The organism is Romboutsia sp. (assembly GCF_056995035.1).
Genome location: NZ_JBXKIW010000074.1, coordinates 57711 through 82876 on the forward strand (window position 1 = coordinate 57711; position 25166 = coordinate 82876).

General features: G+C 26.4%; 19 protein-coding genes. 17 read left to right on the forward strand and 2 right to left on the reverse strand.

What is annotated here, in order from left to right; genetic code table 11:
• Positions 1–225: 225 nt before the first annotated feature.
• The 12 genes from AC11VW_RS11660 to AC11VW_RS11715 all read left to right on the forward strand — a co-directional run bounded on the left by AC11VW_RS11660 (position 226) and on the right by AC11VW_RS11715 (position 15364).
• Positions 226–3624: an AAA family ATPase gene (locus AC11VW_RS11660; protein ID WP_484301595.1), complete on the forward strand. Its 3399-nt coding sequence runs from the start codon at positions 226–228 to the stop codon at positions 3622–3624.
• 234 nt (positions 3625–3858) lie between these two features.
• Positions 3859–4314: a DIP1984 family protein gene (locus AC11VW_RS11665; RefSeq protein WP_484301596.1), complete on the forward strand. Its 456-nt coding sequence runs from the start codon at positions 3859–3861 to the stop codon at positions 4312–4314.
• A gap of 584 nt (positions 4315–4898) precedes the next feature.
• Positions 4899–5870 carry a hypothetical protein gene (locus AC11VW_RS11670; RefSeq protein ID WP_484301597.1) on the forward strand — a complete coding sequence of 324 codons (972 nt, stop codon included), beginning with the start codon at positions 4899–4901 and terminating at the stop codon, positions 5868–5870.
• A 234-nt stretch (positions 5871–6104) separates the two neighbouring features.
• Entirely contained in the window at positions 6105–6899 is a 795-nt protein-coding gene (locus AC11VW_RS11675; RefSeq protein ID WP_484301598.1) for an ABC transporter ATP-binding protein, read from the forward strand.
• Complete coding sequence (locus AC11VW_RS11680) at positions 6889–8934, forward strand: ABC transporter permease subunit/CPBP intramembrane protease (protein ID WP_484301599.1); 2046 nt, start codon at positions 6889–6891, stop codon at positions 8932–8934. Before AC11VW_RS11675 ends, AC11VW_RS11680 begins: the two co-directional genes overlap by 11 nt.
• A 557-nt stretch (positions 8935–9491) precedes the next feature.
• Complete coding sequence (locus tag AC11VW_RS11685) at positions 9492–10103, forward strand: CPBP family intramembrane glutamic endopeptidase (protein ID WP_484301600.1); 612 nt, start codon at positions 9492–9494, stop codon at positions 10101–10103.
• Between the two features lie 119 nt (positions 10104–10222).
• On the forward strand, positions 10223–10390 hold the full coding sequence (locus AC11VW_RS11690) for a hypothetical protein (RefSeq protein WP_484301601.1): 168 nt from the start codon (positions 10223–10225) through the stop codon (positions 10388–10390).
• Between the two features lie 211 nt (positions 10391–10601).
• Positions 10602–10784, forward strand: a complete 183-nt coding sequence (locus AC11VW_RS11695) for a hypothetical protein (RefSeq protein WP_484301602.1) — start codon at positions 10602–10604, stop codon at positions 10782–10784.
• A 316-nt stretch (positions 10785–11100) separates the two neighbouring features.
• Positions 11101–11976 (forward strand): hypothetical protein, encoded by an 876-nt coding sequence (locus AC11VW_RS11700; protein WP_484301603.1) that lies wholly within the window; start codon positions 11101–11103, stop codon positions 11974–11976.
• A gap of 202 nt (positions 11977–12178) precedes the next feature.
• Entirely contained in the window at positions 12179–13015 is an 837-nt protein-coding gene (locus tag AC11VW_RS11705) for a metallophosphoesterase (RefSeq protein WP_484301604.1), read from the forward strand.
• Between the two features lie 365 nt (positions 13016–13380).
• Positions 13381–13899, forward strand: a complete 519-nt coding sequence (locus AC11VW_RS11710) for a sigma-70 family RNA polymerase sigma factor (RefSeq protein WP_484301605.1) — start codon at positions 13381–13383, stop codon at positions 13897–13899.
• A gap of 1 nt (position 13900) precedes the next feature.
• Positions 13901–15364 carry a DUF4179 domain-containing protein gene (locus AC11VW_RS11715; protein WP_484301606.1) on the forward strand — a complete coding sequence of 488 codons (1464 nt, stop codon included), beginning with the start codon at positions 13901–13903 and terminating at the stop codon, positions 15362–15364.
• A gap of 128 nt (positions 15365–15492) precedes the next feature.
• On the opposite strand, the gene AC11VW_RS11720 is transcribed toward AC11VW_RS11715, so the two are convergent.
• Both AC11VW_RS11720 and AC11VW_RS11725 read right to left on the reverse strand, forming a co-directional pair.
• Positions 15493–16491: a Gfo/Idh/MocA family protein gene (locus AC11VW_RS11720; RefSeq protein WP_484301607.1), complete on the reverse strand. Its 999-nt coding sequence runs from the start codon at positions 16489–16491 to the stop codon at positions 15493–15495.
• Positions 16492–16516: 25 nt separating this feature from the next.
• Positions 16517–17251, reverse strand: a complete 735-nt coding sequence (locus AC11VW_RS11725) for an NAD-dependent protein deacylase (protein WP_484301608.1) — start codon at positions 17249–17251, stop codon at positions 16517–16519.
• A 227-nt stretch (positions 17252–17478) separates the two neighbouring features.
• Here AC11VW_RS11725 and AC11VW_RS11730 point away from each other — a divergent pair, with 227 nt between their 5' ends.
• The 5 genes from AC11VW_RS11730 (at position 17479) to AC11VW_RS11750 (ending at position 25141) form a co-directional block, all read left to right on the forward strand.
• Complete coding sequence (locus tag AC11VW_RS11730) at positions 17479–18489, forward strand: poly(R)-hydroxyalkanoic acid synthase subunit PhaE (protein ID WP_484301609.1); 1011 nt, start codon at positions 17479–17481, stop codon at positions 18487–18489.
• A 12-nt stretch (positions 18490–18501) separates the two neighbouring features.
• The gene (gene phaC, locus AC11VW_RS11735) at positions 18502–19569 is read left to right on the forward strand and encodes a class III poly(R)-hydroxyalkanoic acid synthase subunit PhaC (RefSeq protein WP_484301610.1); all 1068 of its coding nucleotides are present in this window, start codon (positions 18502–18504) and stop codon (positions 19567–19569) included.
• Between the two features lie 16 nt (positions 19570–19585).
• A complete protein-coding gene (locus AC11VW_RS11740) occupies positions 19586–19999 on the forward strand; it encodes a MaoC family dehydratase (protein ID WP_484301611.1) in 414 nt (137 codons plus the stop codon).
• Positions 20000–20503: 504 nt separating this feature from the next.
• Positions 20504–22972, forward strand: a complete 2469-nt coding sequence (locus AC11VW_RS11745) for a cell wall-binding repeat-containing protein (protein ID WP_484301612.1) — start codon at positions 20504–20506, stop codon at positions 22970–22972.
• A 294-nt stretch (positions 22973–23266) separates the two neighbouring features.
• Complete coding sequence (locus AC11VW_RS11750) at positions 23267–25141, forward strand: sensor histidine kinase (protein WP_484301613.1); 1875 nt, start codon at positions 23267–23269, stop codon at positions 25139–25141.
• Positions 25142–25166: the final 25 nt, after the last annotated feature.

Genomic DNA, 25166 nt, shown 5'->3' on the forward strand with positions numbered 1-25166 from the left:
TAGATTTAAAAAGTCTTCATTATAAATCTTCAAATGAAGACTTTTTTATAAAAATAAAATTATAAAGATAAGTATTACTACATTATAGATCAAATAGTGTAATGTGGTTACTCACCATATAATAATTGAAAAAGAAAGTAATTTAATGAACAAAAATATATAAATAAATCACCTAATAAATACTAATAATATCTATAAGGTTGCAAATTAGAGAGGTATAAACTTATGATAAGCGAAGATATAAAATCAAAAATTCTAGAAATAGAAAAGAAGTTAAATAAAGAGTTAATAGGGCAAGAAAAATTTTTAAATAAATTATGTACATACTTTGAAGAGAAGCTTTCAAAACAAGAAAAAGGAATACTGTTTGTAATAGGAGAAAAAGAAACCTCTAAAAAAACTAGTATTAGATTGTTATTTAATAACCTTGAAGAACTAGATTTAGCAAATAACAAAGAGGTAGATGAAATAGACTTATCATCTTATGATTTTAACTTAGGCTACAATGCTTTTTTAACGGATTTGTATGAAAAACTTAATAGTTCTTCACAGTGTGTATTATTTAAAAATATAGAACAAGCTAGCGAAGAAATGTTAAATACTATAAGAGACCTTTATCCAAATACGTGTATAACTTTAAAAAATGATTATGTAATAAAGAATGCATTTTTAGTAGATGCAGATAAAGATGATAAAAATAGAATAAATGAAATTATATGCCATAATAAATTTTTAATATTTACTTCTACTGATGAAAATCTTGATATAGAAAAATTATTAGGAAAAGAGTTTAAAGATAAGGTAGATGATATATTACATACCAAGAAACTAGATAAACACGAAAGAAATAGAATAATAAAAAAAGAGATATTACAAACTATCAAAAAAATAGAAAATAAATTAAAAATAAACGTCATATTAGATTTAGATGAAAATGATAGTGAAAATGAATATTTTGGAATTTGTAAATTCCTTCAAGATAACTATAAAAAAGATAGTAATTTTGGAATATATGAATATGTATCATACAAATTATGCAAGCCTGTAGAAAACTTAATAAGAGAAGAAGAAATAGAGCCCAAAAGCACGATAATGATATATATAGAAAATAATGATATATACTGGAAAAGTGATATAGGAACATTTAATTTAAGTGAATATTCAATATCAACACTAGAAGAAGTAAAATACAAGTTAAACTCTATAATAGGTATGAGGGAACTCAAAGAATTTATAGGCAATATAAAAAATAACTATAAAGTACAAAAAATAAGACAGAGATTAGGTCTTAAAACTTCAAATATATCTATGAATATGATTTTTGCAGGTAATGCAGGTACTGGAAAAACTAATGCAGCTAGAGTAACTTATGAATATCTAAATGCTTTAGGTATATTGACAAAAGGCATATATAAAGAAGTTAGCAAAGCAGATTTCATTACTGATAATTTAAATGATATAGCAAAAAGAACTAATGATATTATAAATTCTGCAGTAGGTGGGTTACTGTTTATAGATGAAGCATACTCTTTATGTGAAAGTAATGAAGATAAATTAGGAAAAGAAATAGTAGACGCATTACTTAAAGGAGTTGAAGACAATCGTGATGATTTAGTAGTAATACTTGCAGGTTATGAAAAAGATATGGAGGAATTTTTATCTTTTAACCCAGGTCTTAAATCAAGATTTCCAAACGTAATACATTTTGAAGATTATGGACCTTCAGAAATGTATGAAATAGCAGTAAATATTGCTAAATCTAAAGGATACAAGATAGCTAAAAATGTAAAATATGATTTAATAGATTTGTTTACCAGAAATCAAATAATTGGGAAAAATGATTTAGGAAATGCTAGATTTGTAAGAAACATAGTTGAAAATGCAATACTAGATGCATCTAAAGAATATTTAACTTCAACTTCAAAACAAATAGATTTATTAGAAAGAGATAACTTTAACTTTAAAGCTAAGGCTCAATTTAACTTAGAAGAAAAGTTAAGTGAAATAATAGGTCTTTCTGATGTTAAAGAGCTTTTAAGAAGCCAATATAAATTAATAGTAGCTCAAGAAAAAAGAAAATCAGTAGGTGTAAATACAAAAATAGACCAAAACTTAAACATGGTGTTTACAGGTAATCCAGGTACAGGAAAAACAAGTATAGCAAGACTTGTAGCAGAAATGCTAAATAGTATGGGTCTTTTAAAAGTAGGTCAACTTATAGAAACAGATAGGTCAAGCTTTGTATCAGAAATACCAGGGGAGACTTCAAAGAAAACTGAAGAAAAGTTCAAGGAAGCTATAGGCGGAATACTATTTATAGATGAAGCTTATACCCTTGCAAATGATTCATTAGGGAGGGAAGTTGTAGAAACATTACTTAAGCTTATAGAAGACTATTCAAAAGATGTTATAGTTATCCTTGCAGGCTATGAAGAGGAAATGGAAAATTTCTTTGATGTAAACATTGGGCTTAAATCAAGATTTCCACTATGGACTAATTTTGAAGATTACAACCCAAATGAATTATTTGAAATGTCTATAAAAATAATAGAATCAAAAGGCTTTAAGTTATCTAAAAATGCATATGCAGCTCTTAAAAAGAGTTTTGTAGATATTTATGAAAAATCAGATTCTCAATCAGGAAATGGAAGAATGGTTAGAAACTACGTTGAAAATCTAATTAGAAACCAAAGTATAAGAATTGCCGAAAATGATATAAGTGTTTATGAAATGAATTTAATAACTATTAAGGATATAGAAAAAATAAATGTATCAGAATATGAAAATGAATTTGATTTAGAGGAAAAACTAAATAAATTGATTTACAATGATAAAGCAAAGGAATTTTTAAAAAATCAATATAAGCTTGTAAAAACTCAAGAGAGAAGAGAAAAAGCGGGTATAAGAAGCGATATAAATAAGTATAGAAATATGATTTTCACAGGTGAAATTGGTACTGGGAAAAAGACTATTCTAAATATATTATCAGAAATGTATTATAGCATGGGAATAGTAAAAGCGAAAAGTATTGTACAAATAGACACTAATGAACTTATATCAATGCTTAACTCAGGCATGAAACTAGAGGATGTTTTTAATAAATTTTTAGAAAAGACAGTATTAATAGACAAGGCTGATTTATTGGCGAAACAAGAGAATTATAGCGAAATAGTTTCTTCTTTAATAAAGTTTTTAGATCAAAATAAAAATAAAATATTTATAGTTTTAAGTGGAGAAAGAGATGGTATAAGAAAATTAATGCTTTCTAATCCTTCTTTAAATTATAGATTCCCATTACATTTTGACTTTGAAGATTACAGCGAAAAAGAACTTTTCAATATTGCTATAAATATCTTAACTGATAAAAAATTTACTTTAACCGACGGTGCAAATGACTTATTAAACAATACTATAATAGAGTTTTATAATAATAAAAACTTAAGTTTAAGAAATGGTTTAATGATAAAAAGTTATTTAGATAAACTTATAAGAGCTCAAAGCGTTAGAGTATATGATGAAAAAGTTGCCCAAAAGGAAATAAATATAATAAAGGTAGAGGATATTTATTTAAGTAAAGAGGAACTTTTAAAAAGTAATAATTTCATATTAGATAATAATCAGTAAAATTAAATAATCATTGGTGTAGTAAATAAAATATACTTCAACTATATTAAAAGAGTATATGGATAGAATGAAAAATGTATTTGAAGTCTTATAATAATATGTTAGAATGGAATTATTAAACAAAAGTAAATTATTATATGTATGAAATAAGTAAAACAAAATACAATTTTCAGTAAAGTTAAATCTTATAAGCGTTAATTTAATAGGATTTATGTATTATAAGGGGAGATAAATATGAAAATAGCAGAAGCTTTAATGCTTAGAGCAGATTATCAAAATAAGACTTATGGATTAAAAACTCGTATAATCAACAACGTAAAAGTTCAAGAAGGTGAAGAATGCTTAGAAAAACCTAGTGAGCTTTTAAAAGAGTTAGATAAAGTACTAGAAGAACTTGAAAGTTTAGTAAAGAGAATAAATAAAACTAATTCTTTGGCAATGTTTGATGAAGAAATGTCATTAATGGATGCTATTTCAACAAGAGATAACATAAAAAGAAAAAGAAATATATTAGTTTCAGCAGTTGAAGAAGCTACTATAAAGCAGGATAGATATAGTCAATCAGAAGTTAAGTTTGTTACAGTTGTAAATGTATCAAATTTACAAAAGGAAATCGACTTATTGGCTAAAAAATATAGAGAATTAGATATAAAAATACAAGAAAAAAATTGGACAACTGAATTAATATAAAATATATAGGAAACTTTTCTAAAGGTGAACATTAAACCTATAATAAGCGGGTTAAAGTTTATTAATTGTTTTAGACTGAGGAGTATTAAAAGCGATACAAATTAATTAATATTTAGCTTAATACAATTAATGTAAGTCCTACCAAGTTTGTAGGCATAACAAAATTACATTTGACTATTTACTACCAGATGTTAATTTAGAAAAGTAAGGGTGGGCTTGGGGTAAAAGAGTACATTAAAATTATTTATATAATTTTAACGTACTCTTTTTTTAATACAAGGACTTTATATTAAATGAAAATCTGTCGAGAGCTTGTGAAACAAAGTAATTGTAATGTTTGAAGAAAATATAAAAGTGACAAAATTATAAATAAAATATTAGAAAATCACTTTAATGAATTTAAATAAAGAGTCTTTATACATCAAAAGTATATTTAGTTTTTGAATATACCTGCGATGTATTTTTTTAAAAGTAAATAAAAATATTATTATAAATGTTAATCATATAGAGAGAATTAATTATTTGTGTTTTTAAACTTTAAAATGAGAATAATAAGGTTACTAAAACAAAAAGGAGATTAACATATGATAAAGACAAAAATGACAACTTTGATTTTAGTAGCTTTAATGGCAACAAAAGTAATATCAAATGCCAATGAAAGTAATAAACAAGATTTAATATTAGGTGGACACCATTTAAAACAGTGTGAAGTAAAATACGATAAAAGAAATGATGAGTACAATCAGACCGAGATGATAGAGCGATATTTTAGGCCATCAAAGTTACCTATATTAAATGATAAGATTGAAACTTCACTATATGATATGGTGTATGGAAATGAAAAATTAAACTTAAAAATACCTAATGAACTTTTAAAAACTCCAGAAGATACTATAATAAATTACTTTAGCGTCTTAAGAGAAGCTGCAAATCCAATTGATGAAACTAAAACAGGGTGTGGAACTTTAGGTTATGCAACAGTGCCTTATCCTGTAGCTTACAACTTTTTATCAAATTCATACAAGAAAAATCATAGCTATGAGGAATATTTAAAATCATTTGAAAATAAGTTGCATATTAATTTAATTAAACTAAAGGAAGTTCCTAAAGATGAAAATAATCCAGAAGATCTTAAATATTTTGTTGAGCTAGAAATAATAGAAGGTACTAATGAAAAAAAAGGTGTTTTTGCTTATTATTATGGATATATATATATGACTGAAGAAAATGGAGTATATAAGATAAAAGATATGCAATATGGACCTGAAAATTATTTATGTGCACCTTATCATGGTTGGAATTATGATGCTGAGTTTGTTGTAGAAATTAAATATAAAGATTGGTGTTCTTTAGTAGAGGGTGATGTAGATGTCAAGCAAGATGGATACGAGAAAAAGGTATATTTTAAAGACAAAAGTGGGAATGAATACTATGTTCTTTTCTATCAACTAACTAATGGATATGATATAAAGATAGCTGATTACAAGAAAAATAAAGATGGTAAATGGGAACTCATATATTTCACTCCTGAAAACTGTTTAGAAAAGAAAAATTAACTATACTGGTAAAACTCTTATGGTATATAATTATACAAATTATATACCATATTTATTTAAATATAAACTATGTGCTTCAAAAAAGTATTCCTTATAAATCTTCAATTGAAGACTTTTTTATAAAAATTATATTTTATAGTTCAAATATAGAGATTAAGTGATACTATATTTAGAGTAGAGATTTAAGTACTTAACTTATAATTAAATTGTATTATATAAAGAAAGGGGATATATATGATAGAAGTAGATAGTTTATGTAAAAGCTTTACCCGTGTAGTAAAGGATAAAAATAAGTCAAAACTGAAAAGATTAAAAACTAAAAAAGAAGAATTTCTAGCAGTTGATAATATTTCATTTTCAGTAAAAGAGGGAGAGATATTAGGCATTTTAGGACCAAATGGAGCAGGAAAAACGACTTTACTTAGAATGTTAGCAGGAATACTAACTCCAAGTAGCGGTAGTATTAAAATTGCAGGGCATGATTATAATATCGATAAAAATACTGCTAAATGTGAGATAGGATATTTATCGGGAAATACTAAGTTATATGGAAGAATTTCTCCAAGAGAGCTTTTAACCACATTCGGTAATTTATATGAAATGCCAGAAGATAAAATAGAAAAAAGTATCGAAGAAGTAATTAAAGTAATGGATATGGAAAACTTTATAGATAATCGTATAGAAAACTTATCAACAGGCCAAACACAGCGTACTTCTATAGCTAGATGTCTTATACACTCACCTAAAGTATACATCTTTGATGAACCAACCCTAGGATTAGACGTAATCAGTAGCCAATCAATAATAGAATTTATGAGAAATGAAAAGAAAAATGGAAAAACAGTTCTTTACTCAACTCATTACATGGAAGAAGCTGAAACCCTATGTGACAAGATACTAATGATACATCAAGGCAGGATAATAGCAAATGGAACTTCAAATAGTTTAAAAGAGCAAACACAAACTACAAATTTAAGGGATGCTTTTATAAAACTTGCAAGTGAGATAGGAGGATTATATGAGAACTAAAATAGTTAAAAGTATCTTTAAAAAAGAGATGTTAGATATACTAAGAGATAAAAAGACATTATTTATGATGATAGTTCTTCCTGTTATTTTATACCCAGTTATGATGATTTTATTTACTCAAGTTATGATGATGTCTGCAAATAGTATGGAAACAAAAGAAATGCCAATAGCAATTAAAGGAAACGTAGATTCACAGTTAATATCAATGATTAATGAAGGCAAAGAAAATGAAAAAACTGGAAAGCTGAAAATAGTAGAAGTTAAAAATTATAAAAAAGCAATAGAGGATGAAACTATAGTTGCATATATAGAAGCAAAAGAAGGTAATAAAAAGTATAATATATATTCAAATTCATCAATTTCAGATTATAGTACTGCAATAGATAGAATAGAGCAAATTTTAAATGATTATAAACAAGAAAAAATAGATAAAAACTTAATATCAAAAGGGTTAGATATAAAAGAAACCCTACAACCAATAACCTATAAAACTATAGATATTGCTAAAAATGAAGAAATAGCGGGTCATATGTTAGGTCAAATACTTCCATTTATATTAATAACAGGTATTTTAATGGGTGCTATATATCCTGCAATAGATGTTATGGCTGGTGAAAAAGAAAGAGGGACTTTAGAAACTTTATTAACTCTTCCTATATCAAATCTAGAACTTGTTATGGGGAAATATATGGCGGTATCCTTTAGTGCTATTGTAACTGCAATTTTCAACGTGATTTCAATACTATTTACCCTAGTTTATTTAGTTACAAGTGCGGGACTTAGTACTAGTGAGTTAGGAATAGCAAGTTTTGATTTTAATAAGTTGATATTCCCACTTATAATAACTGTGATATGTGTATGTTTATTTGCAATGGTAGTATCGGCAATAAGTATGTGCGTGTGTTCATTAGCAAAAAGTTTTAAGGATGCGCAAAACTATATGACGCCAATAACGCTATTTGTTATGATGCCATCTTATGTTTCAATGGTTCCAAATGTAGTGTTAGATAAGTTTACAGCAACAATACCTGTAGTAAATATATCTTTACTTATAAAAAGTGTGCTATCTTTTAATAGTGATTTAGAATTAATTTCATTAGTTTTAATATCAAATTTTGTATTTGTAATTTTATCAGTAGTACTTTTATCTAAGATGTTTAATTCAGAAGATATATTATTTGGAAGTAGTGCAAGTTTTTCATTCTTAGAAAAAAGATGCGATATGAAAAAAGGAAGTATGCCAAGTGTAAGTGATGGTATAATTTTATACGCACTAAGTGTAGTACTTCTTATATATGTTGGTTCTACTATTCAGCTTAAATTTGGAATGGGTGGAATTGCACTTACTCAAGTTATGATAATAGGATTACCACTGTTACTTGCATATTATATAAAAGTAGATTTCAAAAAAGTATTCAATATAAAAATGCCTAAAGTAAGACACCTTATAGGAGCTGTAGTACTTTGGATTGGTGGATATATTTTAGTTAGTATAAGTAGTCAAACACTGCTTAATATGTTCCCACAAAATATGGAAGTGTTAGAAAATTTAAATCATGCATTATATGAAGATAAGTTTTTAATTAACTTATTAGTTATAGCTCTTATGCCAGCTATATGTGAGGAAATGCTATTTAGAGGATTCATATTTACATCTTTTAAAAGCAAGAAAAACGCAAATATGGCTATAATAGGAAGTGCAATACTATTTGGATTTATGCATATAGATTTCATAAGAATAATACCAACGGGTATACTAGGAGTAATTTTAGCTTATGTTGTTTATAAAACTGGATCTATATTTGTTGCAATGCTTATACATTTTATAAACAATGGCTTAGCAGTTTTGATGATGCATTATCCAAAAAGTAATATAGCAAATGTGGTAGAGTATGTAAATATATATAGTCCTAATTTTGATATTGGAAGATTTGCAATACTTATTGTTTTAAGTGCAATACTTTTAAGAATAGGTTCATTATTACTTAAAAATAGTGCTAAAGATGATAAAGAAAAAATACTTAACACATATTAAGAATAATAAAGCAAAGCCCTCTACAATGAGGGCTTTACTTTGTTGTTCCATACACTATATATCCGAAGGTAATAGGTAGGCTTATATAAGTTCTATATCAAACAGATTCAATTAGAACTTATATAAGAGATAACAAAACTTATTGAGTAAGAAATAGAAAAAATCAAATGTGAAATAAATTAGAATATAGATATTAAAATAAATCCAGGTATAATATGATGATTTCTCTTAAAAATTGACCAGTTTGGCATAGTTAACGACCAGTTACGCACAATCTATTGAAATTTCAAATAGAATATGTTAATTTTACTGTTAGATTTTCCGTATTAGTAAATAGATTTTAATTAGCACAATAGATTATATTAAATTTTGCTATGTTAGATATAATTGTGATAAGTTGAATGTATTTAATGCAAAAGAATTAAATCTACTTTGACATAGATTTATTTATTCACTAATTCTATAGTTAAGCAAGGAGTTAATTATTATATATTATGATTGAATATGCAACTACAATATTCAATATAACTCAAAGAGAAAATATAAGGGGGGAGAAAATGCAAATTATTAATTTAGCAGTAAGCTCATTTTTGCAAGTCATTTTATTTTCAATTATTCCATTTATTTGGTGGTCTATAAGTGGTAAAAAACAATCAAGTTTTTTTAGATGGCTGGGGTTTAAAAAACCAATAATAAACGATAAGAAAAAATATATATTAAGTTTTTTGTTGACAATACTTTTTTTATCTATACCAGGATTCATTGTTATTCCAATGTTTGTAGATACATCTAATATGGCAATTTCACAATTTTCTGGACAAGGTAGTTCTGCATTAATTCCTGCATTAATTTATTCTATTATTCAAACAGGACTTTCCGAAGAGATTTTTTTCAGAGGTTTTCTAGGAAAAAGACTTATCAATAAATTTGGGTATACTTTTGGAAATGCTATTCAAGGGTTATTATTTGGACTAATGCATGGAGTTATGTTTATATCAATGATAGGTATAATAGGTACAATAATCATTATTGTATTTACTGGTGTGGCTGGATGGTTAATGGGATGGATTAATGAAAAGTTATCAGAAGGTTCTATTATATCAAGTTGGTTATTACATAGTTGTGCTAATATTCTTGCTTCTGTAGTAGCAATGTTTAACTTAATTTAATAAAAAAATTACACTATAATCTTTATGGAAAATAATAGTATAATTTAAATATGATTTAGTGCCAATTGTTATAGATTGCATACTATAGTTATATTATTAAAAAATGAGGAGGTAACTTTATGTCTGTTACATATGAGCTTTTCTTTCAAATATTAAATACAGCAATATCGATAGCAATTCCAATTGTTATATATAGCTTTATAAAGAAGTATATAAAAAATAAAACTTCGATACAGAATAGAATTTCTAATCTCGAAAATAAAGTTAATGATTTAGAGGATAGATAGGTATTCTTAGAATTGAATACTTCATAAATTTATATCCATATTAGATTTAGGTAGAATATATGATATAGCAATTGTGAAATATTTTACTTAAAATAGCTTTGGTTATGTTAATATGAATATAGGATTGCCAAAAGAGATAAGGTAACTAAAATACTTAAAGAGTTTGAGTAATTTTTTTATAAAAGCTAAATAATTTATTGGGAGAGATATTATGTTAGAAAATGGAACAACTGTATGTAGTTGTAAAAACACAAAATGTGTAAGAAATGGAAAATGTAAGGAATGTATAGAACATCATAAAACTCATAGTAACAACAAATTGCCCCACTGTAAAAGACCTGAAAATATAGAGGCGGCTAAAAAAATCAGTAGTTTTTCTCACATTATTTGCTAGTAAAAAAATCAAAAGATATATATTCATATAAAATGGATATATATCTTTTGATTTTTTAATTACAAGGAAATTATAATAGTTTAAAATCTGTAGAAAACTTGTTAACTAAAGTGATTTTAAGAAATATGAAAATAAAAAACGTAACATAACACATATAATTCAATTATTTTAATGCTACTGTTATAATTTAACTATAGTTAACAATTGTTATAAATTACGAATAAATAAAAAATGAGGGCTATTAATAAACAATCATAGAATTAATAGGTCATGACTTAGAAAAATCACTATAAATATTGGCTTAGGGGAGATAAAAATGAAGTTAGACGAAAAAGACAAACAGAGAATTATAAGAGGGATAATAGTTGCTGCAATAGTAAGTATATTTATAAATAAGGCTATGGATATAGCTGTTATCCTTGGAATAATGTACTTTATTCATAAGTATTTAGGTAATGCAGATAAATATGATGATACGGTTAAGGATAATATAGTCTATATAGACAAAGAAAAATATTATCAAGGTATTAAAAGAATAGTACCTTTTTTAGATGTATATTTAGTTATTAGGATATTGATTATCTTAGCAACTAACGCCTATGGATTTATAGGCGTTGAGATAATGCTAGTTATTGAAGTTTTGAAAATATATGTTGAGGATCTGAGTCGTAAATATATAAAATCTATAAACGGAGAAGAGATTGTTAGAAAGAGAAAGTTAGTTAACAATAAGATATTAACAGCCACTGTACTTATATTATTCATAGGATATAGCTACACTTACTTTAGCAATGTTAAGATGGATACTGATTACATAAAGTCAAATAAATATGAATACAGTTTAACTTATGCTGAAGGTGGAAAGAAAATAGTTGAAGTAAAAGGAAAGAATGATTTTTATCAAAGAGCAGAGGTAAGTAAAGAAAATGCTGAGTATATGGACAAGTATATAAGAGATAGTAAGATTCTTACATATATGAATATACTTAAAGATTATTCTATTATAGCTATGATTTTTATGTTTGTACTTGCATTTACTCAAGTTAATTTTAAAGACAAAAGGAATAACCCTGTGCTAGTTGATATATTCCTGATACTAGCGATATTATTTGGTATGATATGGTCTAATTATAGTCACGATTTAGAGTACAATTTGAGGACATATTTTCATGAGTATATAAGTAATTATTAATATCTAAGGATTATTTAAGATTAGTTTAACGATACTGAAAAATGATTCATAATATTATTAAATTGCGAAGAATAAGGTAGGAGAATATGCTCCTATTTTTTTATAGAGTGCGTTAGTTTTTAATAAGTATATATAGCTAAATTGAAATAAAAGTAGCTTATAGATATAATTCAAATAACAACATAGAGAAGGGGCAGAGATTATGAAAATAAAGAAGGGCATAATAATTGCTACAATACTAACTACAGTAGCAGTGTTTTGTTATTGGCAAAACAATGATATTAGTATCACAAATATAGATTTCACAAATAGTAAAGTACCTGATAATTTTAATGATTATAAAATATTGCAAGTTTCAGATCTTCACAATAAGGAATTTGGGAAAAATCAAAATAAACTAGTTGAACTAACTAAAAAAATAAATCCTGATATTATAGTTGTTACCGGAGATCTAATAGATAGTAGAAGAACAAATATAGATATAGCAGTTAATTATATGAGTCAAGCAGTTAAAATAGCTCCAATATATTACGTACCAGGTAATCATGAAAGTAGAATTGATGAATATGATAAACTTGAAAAGATGCTATCAAAAGAAGGCATAAAGATTTTAAGTAATGATAGTGAAAATATAAAAATAAATAATCAAGAACTAACATTGTTAGGAATGGAAGACATTTCTTTTATGAATTCAAAGAATAGAAAAAAAGAATTTTCATCTATATTGAGCAATCTTAAACATGAAAGTAAGAAGAATTTAACAATTTTATTATCTCATAGACCAGACCTTATAGATATTTATGCAAAGCAAAACATAGACCTAGTTTTTACAGGTCATGCTCATGGAGGTCAAATTAGACTACCTTTTATTGGTGGACTCTGTTCACCAAATCAAGGGTTTTTACCAAAATACACTAGTGGAATTTATGAAAAAGATAATACAAAAATGATTGTTAGCAGAGGCTTAGGAAATAGTCTATTTCCATTTAGAATATTTAATAGGCCAGAATTAATAGTAACAACCTTATATTCAATATAGATAGTTATTAAGGTTTCATAATTCTTGTTGAGCATAGAGATCATTCCCTCCATGGGTTTGTGTGCAACCCTATGCTTTTTTATTTTGTAAAAAAATAAATAACTAAATGTCAACGAAACATTATACTATCAGTATGTTAGGTTTATTAAAAAACTGTATATAATTTGTGAACTAAAATAGTACCAATTTATATTTAATAAAAATGAAATATTTAATATATTATTAAGATTGAAAAATAAGGATTACTCGTATAAGATATATACGTTTTTAAAATATAATAAAGTTGAAACCGTTTATAAGATATAATTGTCTAATTAGTGTAAGGTAATTACCGAGACACAATTGAAAGGAATAATTAAATACAAATGTTAAAAGAATTGAAAGTCAAAAGAGCCATAAATGGTGATGAAAAAGCATTTATAGAGCTAATAGAGCAACAAAAAGAAAAATTATATAAGATAGCATATGCATATGTAAAAAATGAACAAGATGCTTTAGATATAGTTCAAGAAACTGTATATAAGGCTTACATATCAATAGATACATTAAAAAAGCCTAAATATTTTAATACTTGGTTAACTAGAATACTTATAAATATATCTATAAGTACTTTGAATAAAAATAAAAACATTATATATCTAGAGCAAGAATCAATAGCGAAGGACTGCGTTACTTTAGAACATAGAGAAGAAAAAATGGACATATTAAATGAGATTGATAAGTTGGATAAAAAATATAAAGATGTAATAGTTCTAAAATATTTTGATGATTTAACTATAAAACAAATATCACAGATTTTAGAAATTCCAATAGGAACAGCTAAAACATATTTAAATAGAGGTTTATCAAGTTTAAGAGTCTCTATAGGAAAGGAGAATTTCTAAGATGAATAAAAAAGATATAAGAGATAGCATAGAAATATCAGATAAATTAGATGACAATATATTAAAAGGAATAGAAAGAGGAAGACAAGAAAAACAATTTATAAAAAGGAAAAATAAAATGGGTACTTTAGCTAAGGTTTCAAGTATATTAATTATAGGAACATTAGGGATAGGTGTTGTAAATACAGATATAATTAGAGCAATACCTATAATAGGCAAGGTAATAGAAGGATTTGATAGTAGTAATTTTGGAGTTCCGACAGATAAATATTTGAAATATTCTCAAGGGGTAGAACTTGTATCGCAAAATAAGAAGGCTACAGTTACCTTAAATGATGTCATTATAGATGAAAATATGTGTATGTTTGGACTTGTAATTGAAAGTGATGCACTTAAAGGATATAAAGGTAAAAATTCAGCAGATTTTATAAATATAGATTCAGATATAACTTTAAATGGAAAACATGTAGATGGTGTTGGTCATAGAGCTAGAAAAATAGATAATAGAACTGGAGCAGTTGTAATTAGTGCAAATATAGCAGAATTAGATTTAGAAAATGATGTAAAAGTAGATTTGAAAATAAGTAGTATCAGAGGTGAAAAAGAGGTTAGAGGAAATTGGAATTTCAAATTAAAAACAAATAAAATTGAAGGTTCAAAGAGAAAAATTATTGGAGAAAGCTATGATATAAAGGGTCAAAAACTTATTGTAGATGAGATAGTTACTTCTCCACTTGCAAATACTGTTATGCTTAGTGGAATAGATGATATAGAAAACTATACACTTCAAAGTACAAGATTTAAGGTAATTGATGATAATGGAAATATATTAAGGTCAGATATGGGTTCAAGTAGTGTAGATAATAAAACAGGAAAATTTTTTAGTAAGCTAGAGATATCAAGCGACTTATCAAATTCAAAATATATAGAACTAATTCCATATTGGGGAATGGATGTTATAGATAAGGAAGTAGAAGGTATTTATGTTAATTTACTTACAACAACAGGTAGTGGAGAAAGAGAAGAAGTACTTATATCAAGAAAGCCAACAAAAGAAGAATTAAAGAGTAGATATGCATTGTCTAAGGTATATTACAATTTAAATATGGATAAAGCTAAAGAGTTTTTATCAATAGAAGAGCTAAAAGGTTATGAAATACCAGTTAATAATAAAGATAAGGTAATGATTCAAGATATAAAAGTAAGTGAAGAAAATACTAAAATAATCATGAAAAAACATGGAGACTATGACCACCTAAGTCAGCTAGTTTTATTTGATGAGAAAATGAACGATACTGCTATATGGGAAGGGCATATTGGAGCAGTTCTAGAAGATGAAAAAGAAGGCATTTATAGCATTATACTAGATAAAATAGATGCTTCTAAAAAATATAAAATAGCAATACCAATGACAAAAGATATAGATTTGAATAGTAAAGATAAAATTAAAATTAATTTAGATTAATAATAAAAGCTACTGTATTAAGCTGTTTAAAATATACCCTATAGAGTAGACACTTGAAAAAGTCTATCCTATAAGGTATTTTTAGGTATAATTAAAGAAATATAATCGAAGGATTAAAGAATACTAAACTATTTATTACTATCAGCAGGGTAATATAATCCAATTTGATTACGTATATTGTCCATGACATTCATAACAGAAAGGGAATTTTCTAAAGTATTTAAATCAGAACAGGTCTTATTAGATTTTATTAAATCAACAAAATGATTAATTTCATAGTACATATCATTTTCATATTGACTTAAAGATAAGTCTTCAGTGCTACCATCTGTATAAATTATTTTAACCGAGCTAAAATTATTTATTTTTTCTATTATAATACTTCCATTTTCACCTTGAATTTCAGATGGAAGATGAGAATTAGATACTTTAGAGAACATAATAACTCCATCCATATCATCATATTTAAATATAGCACTACCTTGAGCATCAACACCACTTTCGAGCATGAACGCATTACAAAGAATGTTTTTAGGAACACCAAATAAATTAATCATTGGAGCTATACAGTAAACACCTATATCCATTAAAGATCCATTAGAAAGTTCATTTTTAAAGGCATTTAATATTATTCCTTCTTTATATTTATCATACCTAGAAGAATATTGACAATAGCTTGCAAAGTATCTTCTTATTTTACCTATTTTATGTAAATTATTTTTTATTTGTAAAAAGTTTGGAAGTACAGTAAGTCTCATAGCTTCCATAAGCAATACATTGTTTTCTTTAGCGGTTTTAATCATATCTTCAACTTCATTAGAATTAGAAGCGAAGGCTTTTTCACATAGTACATGTTTTTTATTTTTTAGAAATTTTGTGGCTTGTAAGTGATGTATTGAATTAGGAGAAGCTATGTATATTGCATCTAATTCTTTATCATTTGCCATATCATCTAAATTAGTATATGTTTTAGTGAAATTATATTCATTTTTAAATTTTGTAGCAGTATCTATATTTCTAGAATAAAAGGCATGTAAATTTACATCATCGATTAATTTTGATGCTTGTAGGAAGCTTTCAACTATAAATCCACTTCCTATTATCCCTAAATTTATTTTTGAGCTCATAAAAACCCTCCTTTATATTAATAATTTATAACATATTTACAACGTTAGATAAAACTTTTCCAATAGAATCATTAATAACTAAAGAAGCTTTATCATCATAAGATGTAGAACTTTTATTTATAAGAACAACATCATTTCCTCTAAAATAATTAATAAAGCTAGCAGCAGGATATACAACTAAAGAAGTGCCACCTATAATTAGCAAATCAGCATTTCTTATATGATTAATAGCTCGTGATACAACATTATCATCTAATCCTTCTTCATATAGAACAACATCAGGTTTAACAATAGAACCACACTCATCACAATGAGGGATTATTCCTTCTAAAGCTAAGAATGAGTTTAAATCAAAAAACTTATTACAATTAATACAATAATTTCTTTGAACAGCTCCGTGAAGCTCAAATACATTTTTGCTTCCAGCCATTTGGTGAAGTCCATCAATATTTTGAGTGATAACAGCTTTTAGCTTTTTAGATTTTTCAAGAGATGCTAAAGCTATATGAGCATTGTTTGGTTTGGCATCTTGATAAATAAGTTTATCTTTATAAAAATTGAAAAATTCTTCTGGATATTTAGTGAAGAATGTATGTGAAACTAATTGTTCAGGTGTAAAGTTTTTATTAAGTTTTTGACTAAATAATCCAGATGAACTTCTAAAATCAGGAATATTAGACTCTGTAGACACACCTGCACCTCCAAAAAATACTATGTAGTTAGATTTATCGATAAGTTGTTTTAATTTATTTATACCCATGAAAGACCTCCTAAAAATATAATATATTATAAAAATATATCATAACCTATAATTTTAATAAATGTATACAATATATTTATTTTTATAGTATCTAAAAATTTATAAAAAAATAAGTAATAATTGCTATAAAAAAAAATATATATATATTATAGAGTATTTATAAGCAAGTCCAGAGTAGTTAAATCTTTAAAATAGATACTACAAACATTTATAAGGGGGATTTTATAATGGATTTACAACAAAAGTATTTTGATTTTCTAGGGGATATGGCTAATTCACAAAAGAAAATATTTGAAGATTGGCAAAAGAGTTTCAAGGTTGATGGTAAGGATGATAAATTTGATTATTTTGGAATGTGGTCAAAGTTTAATCCGAAGATGGATAATATGGATTTAGTAGAGAAATACGGTGATGTTTCTAAGATATACACTGGATTATATGGATTTTGGACTGATATGAACGAGAAGATAATTGGTAGTGCAGAAGATCAAGTAGAAAATTTGGTCAATGAATGGAAAGAAAACTATACTAATATGGTTGTAGATAATTTTATTAGTTGTTTACCAGAACCTACTAAGAGTATATATAAAAAACAAAATGAGATATGGTCAGTTTATAAAGGGGATTTTGATAGAATAAATAAATTATGCATAGATAGTTACAATGATTATTTTAAATATATAAATAAATCAGCATCAGGAGATAAAAATGCCTATCTAGAATTAGCAAAATCATGGACTAGCACTTATGAGGAAACTATAGGGAAATTATTAAATGTACCTCTTTTAGGAATAAATAGAGAAGATTATAAATTACAATTTGAAAGTATGGATACATGCTATAAATTTATAAATACTTTAAATGAATACAATGCTAGTATATATAAAGTTACTGCTGATACGATGGAAGAAATGGTAAAAGAATATACAAGTATGGTAAAAGAAGATAAACAGCCTAAGACTTTTAAAGAATTTTATGAATATTGGTGGGTAAAAAATGAAAATGCATTTATAAGTTTATTTAATACGGAACACTACTCAAAGCTTCAAGGACAAGTAGTTGATAATGGAATGTCATTTAAAAAGAGTCTTGATAGTTTATTAGAAAAACAATTAGAAATGTTACCAATACCAAACCAAAGTGATATGAACAGTTTATATAAGACTGTATATGAATTAAAGAAAGAAGTTAAAAAATTAAAAAGAGAAGTAGAAGATTTAAAAGAGGAAATGAAATAGGGGGACGAAATTATGATTTTCAATGGGATAGATTATGAAAAAAATTTAGATGAAATTTTAAAATTTCAAGATAAGATATTAAAAGGAATAAATGTTATACAAGAAGTTAAAGTTTCAGGATTTGATACTACTCCAAAAGATCTTGTTTATAGTGAAGATAAGATGAATCTTTATCACTATCAACCTACTGATGAAACTAAAGTTAAAATACCAACTTTAATAATTTATGCTTTAGTAAATAAACAGTATATGATGGATATACAAGAAGATAGAAGTATGATAAAAAACCTACAAAATAAAGGACTTGATTTATATATAGTAGATTGGGGATATCCAGCTAAAGAGGATATGTACTTAACTATGGATGACTATATAAATGGATATATAAATAACTGTGTTGATCATATAAGAAAAGAAAAAGGAGTAGATAAAGTAAATTTATTAGGAGTATGTCAGGGTGGTACTTACTCAGCTATATACTCATCTATATACCCTCAAAAGGTAAATACATTAACTACAATGGTTACTCCTATAGACTTTGATGTAGAAACAGATGCATTATTATTTAAATGGAGTAAACACTTAAATATAGATAGTATGGTAGATGCATTTGGTGTAATTCCAGGAAGTTTTATGAATAGTGGATACATGGCACTAAAACCATTCCAATTAGCTTTAGATAAGTATATTGACTTATTAGATGATATAGATAATCCAGAGAAATTTGAAAACTTTTTAAGAATGGAGCAATGGATATTCGATAGTCCAGGTCAAGCTGGAGAAGCTATAAGACAATTTGTAAATGATTTATATAAAGAAAATAAGTTAGTTAAAGGAGAATTGGTAATAGGAGATAAAAAAGTTGATTTGAAGAATATAACTATGCCAATTTTAAATATATATGCTGAGTTTGACCATTTAGTACCTCCAGTATCTAGTAGAAGATTAAATGATTTAGTATCATCTAAAGATAAAGAACTAGTTTCATTTAAAACTGGGCATATAGGAATGTATGTAAGTTCTAAGTCTCAAACTCAAGTAGCTCCAAAAATAGCGCAATTTATAAGCACAAGAGACTAATTAGGGGGATTAAATAATGAAGGGAAAAACTATAAGTGAAATAAATATAGGGGATAGCGCATCAGTTCAAAAAACTATAACAGAAACAGATGTATATTTATATGCTGGTATAACTGGAGATCTAAATCCAGCACATATAAATGAGGAAATGAGTAAGGAAACTATGTTTAAAGGAAGAATAGCTCATGGAATGCTTACGGCTGGGCTTATATCAGCAGTTCTAGGAATGTACTTACCAGGACCTGGAACGATATATTTAGGTCAAGAATTAAGCTTTAAGGCTCCTGTTAAATTTGGAGATACAATAAAGGCAGAAGCTGTAGTTGAAGAAATTATAAAAAATAAAATTATAAAATTAAAAACTGTATGTACAAATCAAGATGGGGTAGTTGTACTTGATGGTTATGCAACAGTAATGCCTCCAAAGTAGTAAAAAATATAAAATAATAGTCTATATATATTTATAGCCTATTGTAGAAAGTATTTATATTGGGAATATTAACAAATGGATGTTTATTATAAAATTAGTGGATAGAGATTAATTTCTTTATCCATTAATTTTTTACGTACAAGGATTTTATATTCATTAAAAAATTGCGAATAGCCTCTGAATGACAGTAATACTAATATATTTGGAAACGTAAAAAATGACATTTTGAGCAACGGATGTATCTGAAGCGGGAGCGAAGATATATCGTTGGCGACATGAAATGGTTCGCCGACACGTCGCTCAAGCGAAGCGAATTTTTTATTTTAATTATAACATAGAGGGAAATTATTTAGATAGAATGTATATGTATTTAATTGTAGTTAAATAGTATAGATATTAAAGATATAAAAAATAAGATGCAAAATAAATGGCATAATTTTGGTAAAAACTTACAACTATGATATAATCTATATAGAAAAATATATTATAAAATGGGGGAGTTTTATGAAACTAAAGAAAAGTATATATGCAGCTATAGTTGTTAGTGCTATGGCTATTAATAGTGTGGTACCGATAGCTTATGCAAATGAATCAAAAGAATATGAAACATACACAAAGTCTACACCTAAGACATTCAGTCAAATATATAATATGCCTGAAGAAGTTCAAAAAGACTTATCAGAATTAGATAATATAAAATATTTAAAATTAAAAACTAATTCAGATTATGAGGTAGCACTTGCTCATGCAGATGGAACATATACATTTGTAAAAGATACTAACACAATAGAAGAAGCAGTAAGTATGGCAAAGAGTTTAGAAAATGGGTATAGTGAACAAAATATTATACCAACGGTTATAAATAATAAAGGGATGGTAGCATACACAACAAATTCGATAGGTCGTATTGTAAAGATAGGGGGAGGCATATCTGAGGGTTCTATAAATTATACTACTAACTTATATAAAGATTCTAATAAATCGCAAGCTTATACATACATTAATCATGGATTTATAGATGATGTGCCAGTTATAGAAGAAACGGAAACTATGGTAAAGGTAGAGGCATCAGGACTTACAGGTTGGATTGAAAAAAGTGATGCAAGCGGGGCTAATATAGTACTTTTACCTATAAATCAAGCGACTAATTTAAGTTACTATGAAAATGTAGGCGGGCAATTAATTCACTACATAAGTTCTAACGTGCAAGGAAACATAGGAACTAAAAGAAGTATAGGAAGAGCACCATCTTTTATGAATAAAGGGACAAGATATTATAGTTATGATGGAAATTATTATTACAACGATATAAATAAATTAATAAGTGATGCTAAAGCAGATAATCATAATAATGCTTTAAATAGCAATTCTCCATATTATAATTATTATCAATATTTATCAGCAAGAAGCAAAGTTTCATATAAGGCTAGTGATATTGACAAATATTTTGAAGCTAAAACACCAATAGATAGTGTATTAAGGGGAACAGGAAAAATATTTATAAAAGCTCAAAATAAATATGGAGTTAATGCATCTTTTATTGCAGGTATTGCAATGAATGAATCTGGAAGAGGAATATCTACATTAGCAAAAACTAAAAATAATATTTTTGGTATAGATGCTGTAGATAGTGATCCACAACATGCAAAAGGATTTAAAAATATAGAAGAATGTATAAATAAATTTGCAAAAGACTATATGACCAATAGATATTTAAATCCGAATAGCGCTAATTACTATGGTAGTAGTTTAGGAAATAAGAGCATAGGTTGTAATGTTAAATATGCATCAGATCCTTTCTGGGGAGAAAAGGCATCTAGCTTTATGAATGAGATGGACGTTTATTTATCATCTCAAGGAAAAGGTGATGACTATAATAGATATAAGTTAGGAATAGTTAATAAAGCATCATATGTAAAAGATAAAAAAGGAACTAGCTTATATAGTGCATCTAAAGATCAGGCTGTGATTATATCAGACAATAGAGGTACAGATACGGAGATAAATCCAGATAGAATAACACCTCAAAATATAATTAACCCAATACCAGGAAGTTATAATTGGGGTATGAAGGGATATATAACTAAAGGTAATATAGACATAATAAACCAACAAAAGTCTAATGTAGTGGTAGACACAATAACAGGTGAAAATAGATATGAAACAGCGAGTATGATAGCAGATAATCAAAACTACACTACGGCTATACTTGTTAATGCAGATAAAACTTTAGCAGATGGACTTAGTGCTAGTGGATTATCAGGAGCTACTAATGCCCCAATACTTTTAACTAAAAAAGATTCTCTGCCTAAGGATACAAAGGAAAGACTCGAAGGTGTAAAGAAAGTTTATATTATAGGAAGTGCAGATGTTGTAAATAAATCAATAGAAGACGAGTTAAAATCAAATAAAATACAAGTAACAAGACTTGGTGGAGATGATAGATTTAAAACTAGCTATGAAGTGGCTAAAGAAATAAATAAAATAAAACCTATACACAAGGTATTTTTAGTAAATGGATACAAAGGTGAAGCAGATGCTATGAGTGTATCGCCTGTAGCAAGTCGTGATGCAGCTCCAATAATATTAACAGATGGTAAAAATATACCGCTTACTACTAACAGTTTGGAAAGTTATGTTAAAAATGTAGAGAGTTATGTTATAGGGGATAGTTCTGCTATGAATGAAAAGATAGTTCAAAAAACTAATGCAACAAGATTAGGTGGTATAGATAGATTTGCTACTAATAAATTAGTTATAGAAAAATTCTATAAAAATACAAATGAATTTTATATTTCTAAGGGATATACATTAGTAGATGCACTTACAGTATCTCCATTAGCTAAAAATTATCCAGTTGTTTTAGCTAATATTGGTAGTAATAAATCTGTAGTTAAAAATGCTACGAAGCTTATTCAGGTAGGTGGAATGGATAAAAAAATTATGGATGAATGTATACAGGCCGCTAAATAAAGCAATGAATATACAAGATATTTAGAAAATGTATAAGGACTGTAGATAAATAAAAAAAATATCTACAGTCCTTTATAGTATAAAAATTATTTTAACTCTTTAACTTAATTTATATACTCCTACTGAAAATTTCAACAAAAAAATTAACCATCTGCAATATAATATATACTAAAAAATAAAGTTAAATATAAAATATTGAAATTCTCAAAATTATGACAATTTAATATAAAAAATTCCATTTTTACATTATATATAATATAATGTATATATAGTGTAGGGATAATAGGAGGAATTATGTTAGGGAAAGAGGCGTATTTAAATATAATCTTAGAGAGCCCTGTACCATGCATGTGGGTTAGTTTAGAAAAATCTGAAAATAATAAATCACATAGTATGAGTATTTTAGGCTGTAATAATAAATTAATAGAGGTAAGTAATAAGCAAATTAGGGAAATTTATCAATATAATTTAGATATAAAAAAATATATAAAGCTATGTGCAACAATGGAAAAAACTGATAAAAATAAGAAAATTACATTAGTAGATTTTGTAGACATATTAGGAGCTTTTTATCAAATAGATGTAATTCAAATAGACCATAATATTTATGTAATTTGGTTTACTAAAAAAATAGAGATAGATAAAAGCATTCAGATTTTATTAGATAAGATGGAAATGTATTTATGGTTTAAAGATACATTAGGTAGATATGTATATATGAACAAGGGGTTAGAAGAATATCCAAATGCAACACCTGAGAATATGATAGGCAAAACTGATTTTGAAATATTTCCAGAGGAATTAGCTAATATATTTGTTAATGATAATAAACAATTATTAAATGGAGAAAAAGAGTATATAGATTCTGTAATGTTTTATAACAGAAGGTGTTATGATGGATTAAGCCATGTGGTGAAAGATGATAAAGGTAATATAATAGGAATAGTAGGAACTTTTACAGATGCATTAAGTGACAATGAGTATAGACATGATAAGATAACTGATGCGAACATGTTACAGTTGATAAGCGATACTATACCAGATAGTATATTTTTTAAGGATTGTAGGGGAGTATTTAGACACTGTAATAAAGTTTTTGCAGAAAGTAGAAATTTAAGAAAAGAAGATATTATAGGCAAGACAGAGAAAGGTATAAATACACCAATTAAGAAAATAAAAAAATATGAAATGGAAGAAAAAGAGATAATATTATCAAAACAACCTTCAATATCAAATAATTCACAGATATGTAGTGATGGAAGAACTAGATATTTTGAAACGATAAAGGTACCTTTTTTAGATAAAAATCAAATGGTAGGCGGAGTATTAGGGATATCTAGAGATATATCTCATAGAAAAGAAGCTGAGCTTGAATTTGAAAGACTTAGAATGGAGTTCTTTGCCAACTTATCTCATGAATTTAAAACTCCTCTAAATCTAATTTTCAGTTCAATTCAATTAATTGAATATATGATAGATAAAGGAAAAAATGTTGAAAAATATAGAACTTACACTAAGATAATTAAGCAAAATGGATATAGAATTTTAAAAATGGTAAACAATTTAATAGATAGCACAAGACTTAGTTCAGGTTGTTTAGATTATATGCCACAAAATTATAATATAGTTGAGTTTATTGAAAGCATGTGTGAGTCAGTGCAGTATTATGCAAATGAGGAAACTATAGAATTAATATTTGATACTAATTTAGAGGAAAAAATTATGGCTTTTGATTTAGAAAAAATGGATAGAATAATGCTGAATTTACTTTCTAATGCTATTAAATACAATAAGGAAAATGGAAAAATAGAAGTTATTTTAAATTTTGAAAAAGAAGATTTATATATAAAAGTAAAAGATAGTGGAGTTGGTATACCAGAAAATAAGCTAGATGATGTATTTCTATTATTTAAGCAAGTTAATAATAGAATAACAAAGTTAAGCGAAGGTAGTGGTATAGGATTATCAATAGTTAAGTCATTAGTTAGTTTACACAATGGTACGATAACTGCATATAGTGAAAAAGATGAAGGTAGTGAATTTGTAATAAAGATACCTATAACTATGTGTGAGGAAAAAGAATTTGATAAAAAAATTGTTAAATATAATAAGTATGTAGAAAATATTGATATAGAATTTTCTGATATATATACTTCAATAAAAGTATAGGCAGTATAAAAGTCATAAGTTAGGA

What these genes read in the sequence shown, in the direction of transcription:
- AC11VW_RS11680 (WP_484301599.1), top strand. Translation starts at nt 6,889, where the DNA reads ATGAGAACTAAAATAGTTAAAAGTATCTTTAAAAAAGAGATGTTAGAT.
- AC11VW_RS11670 (WP_484301597.1), top strand. Translation starts at nt 4,899, where the DNA reads ATGATAAAGACAAAAATGACAACTTTGATTTTAGTAGCTTTAATGGCA.
- AC11VW_RS11660 (WP_484301595.1), top strand. Translation starts at nt 226, where the DNA reads ATGATAAGCGAAGATATAAAATCAAAAATTCTAGAAATAGAAAAGAAG.
- AC11VW_RS11750 (WP_484301613.1), top strand. Translation starts at nt 23,267, where the DNA reads ATGTTAGGGAAAGAGGCGTATTTAAATATAATCTTAGAGAGCCCTGTA.
- AC11VW_RS11725 (WP_484301608.1), bottom strand. Translation starts at nt 17,251, where the DNA reads ATGGGTATAAATAAATTAAAACAACTTATCGATAAATCTAACTACATA.
- AC11VW_RS11685 (WP_484301600.1), top strand. Translation starts at nt 9,492, where the DNA reads ATGCAAATTATTAATTTAGCAGTAAGCTCATTTTTGCAAGTCATTTTA.
- AC11VW_RS11705 (WP_484301604.1), top strand. Translation starts at nt 12,179, where the DNA reads ATGAAAATAAAGAAGGGCATAATAATTGCTACAATACTAACTACAGTA.
- AC11VW_RS11730 (WP_484301609.1), top strand. Translation starts at nt 17,479, where the DNA reads ATGGATTTACAACAAAAGTATTTTGATTTTCTAGGGGATATGGCTAAT.
- AC11VW_RS11665 (WP_484301596.1), top strand. Translation starts at nt 3,859, where the DNA reads ATGAAAATAGCAGAAGCTTTAATGCTTAGAGCAGATTATCAAAATAAG.
- phaC (WP_484301610.1), top strand. Translation starts at nt 18,502, where the DNA reads ATGATTTTCAATGGGATAGATTATGAAAAAAATTTAGATGAAATTTTA.
- AC11VW_RS11690 (WP_484301601.1), top strand. Translation starts at nt 10,223, where the DNA reads ATGTCTGTTACATATGAGCTTTTCTTTCAAATATTAAATACAGCAATA.
- AC11VW_RS11745 (WP_484301612.1), top strand. Translation starts at nt 20,504, where the DNA reads ATGAAACTAAAGAAAAGTATATATGCAGCTATAGTTGTTAGTGCTATG.
- AC11VW_RS11700 (WP_484301603.1), top strand. Translation starts at nt 11,101, where the DNA reads ATGAAGTTAGACGAAAAAGACAAACAGAGAATTATAAGAGGGATAATA.
- AC11VW_RS11720 (WP_484301607.1), bottom strand. Translation starts at nt 16,491, where the DNA reads ATGAGCTCAAAAATAAATTTAGGGATAATAGGAAGTGGATTTATAGTT.
- AC11VW_RS11710 (WP_484301605.1), top strand. Translation starts at nt 13,381, where the DNA reads ATGTTAAAAGAATTGAAAGTCAAAAGAGCCATAAATGGTGATGAAAAA.
- AC11VW_RS11695 (WP_484301602.1), top strand. Translation starts at nt 10,602, where the DNA reads ATGTTAGAAAATGGAACAACTGTATGTAGTTGTAAAAACACAAAATGT.
- AC11VW_RS11715 (WP_484301606.1), top strand. Translation starts at nt 13,901, where the DNA reads ATGAATAAAAAAGATATAAGAGATAGCATAGAAATATCAGATAAATTA.
- AC11VW_RS11740 (WP_484301611.1), top strand. Translation starts at nt 19,586, where the DNA reads ATGAAGGGAAAAACTATAAGTGAAATAAATATAGGGGATAGCGCATCA.
- AC11VW_RS11675 (WP_484301598.1), top strand. Translation starts at nt 6,105, where the DNA reads ATGATAGAAGTAGATAGTTTATGTAAAAGCTTTACCCGTGTAGTAAAG.